Genomic DNA, 6,553 nt, shown 5'->3' with positions numbered 1-6,553 from the left:
GCGAAGCGGAGAGATTGGTGCATCGGTCGACAGGGTAGCCATGGCGAGTTCCTCTCGTTGAAGGGAACTCCATGGTCAGATCGACCCCTCTACCCGCTCAAGTCAAAATGGCAGTCGCGCCATCTCAGAACGAGGCGCCCCTCCCGCGAAGCGGGTTCGTGCATTAGGCGCAAAGCGGCCATTTAGGCCCGGGCGGACGTCAGTCGCCTTTGGATCATGGGCGTGAATTCGCGGGGCGGACGAGCGGCCGCTTAAGATCAAAACTCGGTCGCTCGAGGTAATTGGGTTTTGACCTCAGCGATACTCGAAGATCGACCTGAAAATCCCGGGCGCTATCACCGATAGCGGATTGACCTCCAGGTTCGGCTTGTTGGCGTTGCCCTTGAGCCTGTAGGTGACGCCGATCAGGCCGCGGTCGCGGCCGTTGCCGAGCAGTGCGCCGATCAGCGGCAGTTCGCCGAAGATGCGGTTTACGCCGTAGGCCGGCATGAACGTGCCGGTCATGTCCATATTGTTGTTCTGGTCGTAGAGCGTGCCCTGGAAGGTGGTGCCGATGCGCGAGCCGCGCAGTACGCCGTTGCGCAGCTTGAGATAGCCGCTGCCCTTATCGATCTCGCTGAAACCGCGCTCGAACTTCACCCTCGACGTGTCGAGATTGCCTTTGACCGCCTCGTTGAGGCTGCGGTTGTCGCCGGCCGGCGTCGTCGACACGATCGAGGCGAGCTTCGGCTCGTTGACGACAAAGAAGTTCTTGGCGTCGACCTGGCCTTTCATCGGACCGTCGCCGGCCCCGGTGAGCGCCAGCGTGATCGAGCCGCCTTCCATATGCTCGTAGATGTTGAGGAAGCGCAGTATGGCGCCGGCGTCGGCCGACTTCATGTTGAGCGTGCGCAGGCCGCCGCCGGTCGTGTTGCTGATGGTGATGGCGGCTCCCGAACTTGCCGTGGCGCTCACCTTGAGCCCGTTCACCCGGGACCCTGCGGCGCTGTAGTCGAGTTTCAGATTCGACAGCACCTCGTCGTGGAAGCCGGTCAGGGAGCTGACGTCGGCGCTGACCGAGATCGCATCGACGCCGGTGGTCTTGGTGGCGGTATCGACATCGGACGTGAATTGCTTGATCAGCGAGCGTGCGTCCAGCGCGCTGCCGCTGACCTCGACCGCATAGGCTTTGCCCGACCGCTTCACCGAGACGGCGACGTCGTCGCCCCTGTTCAACGTGACCTTGCTGAACCGGGCCGAGGACAAGGCGCCGTTGACCAGCACCGCGCTGCCGTCGATGGAAAAGGTCTTGCCATCGAGTTCGAAATTGGAGAGCGTCGTGGTGTCGCCGGTCTTCGCCATGGCGAAGACGACCTTGGCGGGAATGCCAGGCCCCTTGCTCCAGCCGGCCCAGGGGATGTCCAGCTTGGCATTGGTCAGGTCGGCCGACACGTTCTGGTTGCCGGTGCCACTCTTGTCGATCGCCACCTTGATCGTTCCGGAAAGCAGCGTCGACAGGCCAGGCATGGCGGTGGCGCGCGTCTTGTCGTCGAGCACCAGCGCCACTTTACGACTGCGCGGCGGGCCGCCATCCCTGAGCGGCTCGATCAGGTCGAGCTCGGCCGGAATGCCGTTGAGCAGCGCCTTCGCCGAGATCACCGCCCGGTCGGGCGCGACCGTGATCGAGCCGTCGGCATGGCTGACCGTCTGGCCCTCGAACGGCTTGCCCAGCGACAGGTCCTTGTAGTCGAGCGCCACCAGCCAATCGAGTTTGGAAGAGTCGACACCGGACTGCAGCGGAATATCGGCCTTGACGTGGCCGGTCACCGTGCCGGACAGGTCGTCCGGCAGCAGGCCGACATGGCGCATGGCATTGATCGGGTCAAAGGATGCCAGCTCGGCGATTGCCGGCGCCTCGCCGGCGACATCGATGTCGAGCGCGCCGATCACCGGCGGATGGTTCGCCGCCTTGACGGTGAGCGTGCCGTTGCTCGCCGCCACCGTGCGGCCGCTCGGCATATAGACGCTGCCCGACGACAGCGCGACGTCGACGTCATTGCCGTGGAAGCCGACGACGCCGACGGCATCGCGGATCGGCGGAATGCGGCCGGCCGTGTCGAAGCGCGATCCTTCGACCTGGAATCGGCCGAACACTTCATCGGCGGAAAGCGGCACGCCGTTGCCGAGCCGTCCGGGCACGACCTGGAACTGCAGGCTGCCATCGACCACGCGGCCGCCGAACAGGTTCTTAAGCACCCACAGCCTGGCATTGCGCGCCGAAAACCAGGGCCATAATTGCTTGACGTGCGAGACCGGCATGTCGTGGAGATTGAGCGCCACCGATATGCCCGGCGCCTGGTTGGCGACGAATGAAACCGAAGCCGTGCCCAGCACTTCGCTGCCCGGTCCGGACCGGACGCCGATCTGCTCGGCGACCAGCTTTTGGCTCGTCGGCTGGTAGACGCCGGCGATACGGGCAATGAAGCTGAGTGCCGGCTCCGGCGAATCCGAAGGCGCCAGGGTCGAACCGTCGCTGGTCAGGTCGTAGCGATAGGATGGCTCCTCGCCGGCTGCGCCGGTAGCCGGCTTCGGCCCGATCGAACCGGCGAAATCGAAGGTCGAGCGGCCGGTTTTCACCAGCAAACTGTCGACCTGGATCTTGTTCGACCCGGCGACGAGCGTCGCATCGAGATCGATGTCGGCCGGAAGCAGGCCGCGCGAACCGAGATTGAGCACCGACCCGGTCAGTGACAGGGCAGCGGTCAGCCGCGAACTGTTGTCGCCGGTCCCTTCCGACCCCGCCAGCTTCAAGGCGATCGCGCCCAATTTGCCGCCTGCTGCCGCAGCTTCGGCATCCGCCGCCTGGATGCTAGCGTCCAGCGTGGTGATGCGTCGCGTCGCCGGATCGCGGGTGGCGGAAGCGGCGATGGTAAGTCCCCTGCCTTCGACATCCGCATCGGATGAAAACTCCATGCTTCCCGGTCCCGTCTGCGACACGGAGGCGTCGGCGATGGTGACCGATTTGACCGATCCGGTCTCGGGCAGTGCCAGCTCGACGTTGCGCAGATCGATCTGGCGCATTGAATCCTCGCGCACCGCATCGAGCGCGCGGTTGACGTTGGCGAAGACGGCGGCGGAAAGTTTTTCCGGATCGATGAGGCCATCCTGGTTGCGCAGCCCGGCCGTCCAGTCGCCGCCGGACGGCATTGCCGCCATGACGATGTGCGCGTCGGAAATCCGGGCGCTGGTCAGCCGTACCTCGCCCGAAAGCAGCGGGATCAGCCGGATGCCGAAGCGGACCCGGCCGGCATCGGCCATTGGTTTTCCGTCGGCGGTCTTGAGGCTGACGTCGCTGACCTGCAGCGCAATGAAGCTCGACCCGTCAAGCGTCAGCCGGGCCGGCCCGACGGCAACGTCGACATCGAAGCCGGCCAATCTCTCGATTGCCGTTTCGGCTTCCGCGCGAAGCCGCTCCGAGCCGAAGCCGGACACGCCGATCGCGTAGACGCCGGCGCCAGCCAGCAGCACAAGGGCGACAAGGCCGGCAAACAGCCGCGCCATCAAACGGACGCCGCGACCGATCGACGCCTGGCCGAGCGGCGGGACGCGGCACGCGGACGGAAAGGTTCCCAGGTCGGTGATCTCGTCACGCCTGAACCTGATCTTCTCGTGCTGCGGTAGCTCCTGATCCACGCAATCTTCCGTTGAAACGAATTCGATCGTGGACGAATCCCCGCTCGACATTATATCGATGCAGCCTGGCGCGTAACCTCAAACAAGGGCATCGGTATGGCTGACCTCGACGTGGGCGATGTTCCGCCGCAGTTCGAACTTCCGCGCGACGGCGGCGGTTCACTCAGCCTCGCCGCATTGCTGGGAAAACCCATCGTACTCTATTTCTACCCACAGGACGACACCACAAGCTGCACCAACGAGGCGATCGGCTTTTCGCAGTTGAAGCCGGAGTTCGAAAAGGCCGGCGCCGTCGTCATCGGGCTCTCGCCGGACAGCGTCAAGAAACACGACAAATTCAAGGCGAAATACGATCTGAGCGTCGACCTTGTCGCCGACGAAGAGCGCAAAGTGATCGAAGCTTACCGTTTGTGGGTGGAAAAGAAGCTCTACGGTCGCACCTATATGGGCGTCGAGCGGGCGACGTTCCTGATTGGCCGGGACGGACGCATCGCCAGGATCTGGCGCAACGTCCGCGTCAAGGGGCACGCCGAAGAAGTGCTGGAGGCGGCCCGCGCCCTTTGAGAGCTGCGCCAGGCCGCTGCAATTCGATACCCGTTTTGCGCGAAGACCTTTGCCTGTCCTTCGATCCGGCAAAACTTTGTTAACCCTAATAATGTGTAATCAGGCTCGTCGTTGGTGTCGTAACGAAAGCTTGGTCCCGTGAACGTAGCCAGTCAGTCAGCGGTCTTCGGCAGACGCAGAGAGCCCCACACGGTCATCATCGCCCGGGGCGACCAGATAAGGCATTTCACCATACGCCCGTGGCTTGCGGCATTTTGCGGCTCGGCGCTGGCGGCGATCGTCATCGGCTACCTGCTGGCGACCTCCTATCTGGTGCTGCGCGACGATCTGATCGGCGCCACGACGGCGCGGCAGGCGCGCATGCAGCAGGCCTACGAAGACCGTATCTCGGCACTGCGCAGCCAGGTCGACCGCATCACCAGCCGCCAGCTACTCGATCAGCAGCTGATGGAAACCAAGGTCAGCGAGCTGCTGGAACGGCAGAGCCAGCTCAGCCTGCGTCACGGCCGTCTCGGCCCGATCCTCGAACGAGCCGAAAACGAGGTCGCAACGCCGCCCGTGCCGGCGGCAAAGCCGGACGAACATGCCGACGCGACCGGCAGCATCCAGCCGACGGCCTATTCCGTCGCCAGCCTTGCCGCCCCCCTTGCCGCTCCTGTGGGCGTTGACGACACCAGGCCGTTCTCGCTGTGGTCGACCCGCGCCGATCCGCTGCCGAGCGAAAGCGCGGCCGACCGGGCAGACAAGCTCTTCGTTTCGATCAACAACTCGCTGAAGGCCATCGAGAGCCAGCAGCTCACCCGCATCGCCACACTTGCCGACAATGCCTACAAAAGCGCCGACGCGATCTCGCAGGCGCTCGAGGCCGCCGGCCTGCCCGTTGATAGCGAATTCGAAAAGAGCGACGTTGGTGGCCCGCTGATACCACTCGACAGCTCGTTGGTCTTCGACAGCAAGGTCAAGGAGTTGGACGAGGCTCTTGACGCGCTGGATCATCTTAAAAAGGAAGCGCGCCGGCTGCCGCTCGCCAACCCCGCCCCCGGCCGCAGCGTTACCAGCCCGTTCGGCGTGCGCACCGACCCCATCCTCGGCACGGCCGCCTTGCATTCCGGCATGGATTTCAGGGCGCCGGTCGGTATGCCGGCCAAGGTCACGGCAGGCGGTGTCGTGGTCAAGGCCGGCTGGAACGGCGGCTACGGCCGCATGATCGAGGTCGACCACGGCAACGGTTTTGTAACGCGTTACGGGCATCTCAGCGAAATCGACGTCGCCGTCGGCCAGAAGCTCGATGCCGGAGACGTCATCGGCAAGACCGGCAACAGCGGCCGCTCGACCGGCCCGCACCTGCACTACGAGGTCCGCCACAATGGCGAGGCGATCGATCCGCTACGGTTTTTGACCGTCGGCAAGAAGGTCGAGCGGTATCTGTAGAGCCGGCGATTGATTCGGCGTGAAGCCGGCGCGCGGCCAACCGCCCGCCAGGCAATATCAAAGATAGATCGCCTTCAGCCCTCAGCAGCGGCCATGAACGCGCCGAGCCGCCGGTTGAACGGCTCACCGGTCTGCTGAACGCTGTGCCCCGCGCCGGCGATCACGGCACGATCGGCACCAAGCACGTTTTCGAGCACGTCGCAGACGGCGTCGAATGCTGCGCTGTGCCCGCCGGATACCACCAGTTTCGGGAACGGCGCATCGGCAAGTTGCCGAAGCGGAATTTCGGCCTCCCATGGCCCGCGTTCGACGACGAGCATGGCCGCGCCTTGCGCGAGCGGGGGCGGCAGCGGGTCTGGCAATTGTATCGCCGAGCCGACCAGATGGAGGAACTGGCGCAAGAAAAGCGCGGGATCGTCGCGCGGTCCGCTTTGCCAGTGGGCCTTCAGGCGCGTCACGAGTTCATTGACGGCAACATCCCCGCGCGCAAGGTCAAAGGCCGGCGGCTCGATCACCGTGAGCGAACGGATTGCTCGCGGGCGCATCGCTGCTGCAAGAAGAGAGATGACGCCGCCATAGGAATGCCCGACCAGATGGACGCGGTTTTCGTCCCAGAGGTCATGCGTCCGATCGAGGAATCCGGCAACCAGTCCGGCGTCGACGGCGAAATCCTCGCGTTCGGCAGGGGAACTTGATCCGAATCCGGGCCGGTCGACCACAACCAGCTTCCAGCGCTCCGCAAGCGGTAGCTGGGCGGACCATGTCATCATGCCGTTCGTGACGCTGCCGTGGACGAACAGCACCGGCGGCCCGTCGCCCCGCACCTCATAGCCGAGATCAATCCCGTCAAGGGTCAGCTTCGGCATCTCCTCCCGCCGACCGGCGA

Annotated in this window: 4 protein-coding genes; 2 read left to right on the top strand and 2 right to left on the bottom strand. The window is 64.6% G+C overall.

What is annotated here, in order from left to right; genetic code table 11:
- Window positions 1-294: 294 nt before the first annotated feature.
- Window positions 295-3,672: a hypothetical protein gene (locus tag NKH04_RS16505; RefSeq protein WP_353044582.1), complete on the bottom strand. Its 3,378-nt coding sequence runs from the start codon at window positions 3,670-3,672 to the stop codon at window positions 295-297.
- A gap of 96 nt (window positions 3,673-3,768) precedes the next feature.
- Here NKH04_RS16505 and NKH04_RS16500 point away from each other — a divergent pair, with 96 nt between their 5' ends.
- Both NKH04_RS16500 and NKH04_RS16495 read left to right on the top strand, forming a co-directional pair.
- Window positions 3,769-4,236 (top strand): peroxiredoxin, encoded by a 468-nt coding sequence (locus NKH04_RS16500; RefSeq protein ID WP_353044581.1) that lies wholly within the window; start codon window positions 3,769-3,771, stop codon window positions 4,234-4,236.
- Between the two features lie 138 nt (window positions 4,237-4,374).
- Window positions 4,375-5,667: a M23 family metallopeptidase gene (locus NKH04_RS16495; protein WP_353044580.1), complete on the top strand. Its 1,293-nt coding sequence runs from the start codon at window positions 4,375-4,377 to the stop codon at window positions 5,665-5,667.
- 74 nt (window positions 5,668-5,741) lie between these two features.
- Here the strand turns inward: NKH04_RS16495 and NKH04_RS16490 are convergent, their stop codons facing one another.
- Entirely contained in the window at window positions 5,742-6,533 is a 792-nt protein-coding gene (locus NKH04_RS16490) for an alpha/beta fold hydrolase (RefSeq protein WP_353044579.1), read from the bottom strand.
- Window positions 6,534-6,553 lie beyond the last annotated feature (20 nt).

This window comes from Mesorhizobium sp. M1365, assembly GCF_040317865.1.
Lineage (GTDB): Bacteria > Pseudomonadota > Alphaproteobacteria > Rhizobiales > Rhizobiaceae > Mesorhizobium.
This window is presented reverse-complemented; position numbering and strand designations above follow the sequence as displayed.

Coding starts and splice junctions, on each gene's coding strand:
- NKH04_RS16500 (WP_353044581.1), top strand. CDS start 3,769: ATGGCTGACCTCGACGTGGGCGATGTTCCGCCGCAGTTCGAACTTCCG.
- NKH04_RS16490 (WP_353044579.1), bottom strand. CDS start 6,533: ATGCCGAAGCTGACCCTTGACGGGATTGATCTCGGCTATGAGGTGCGG.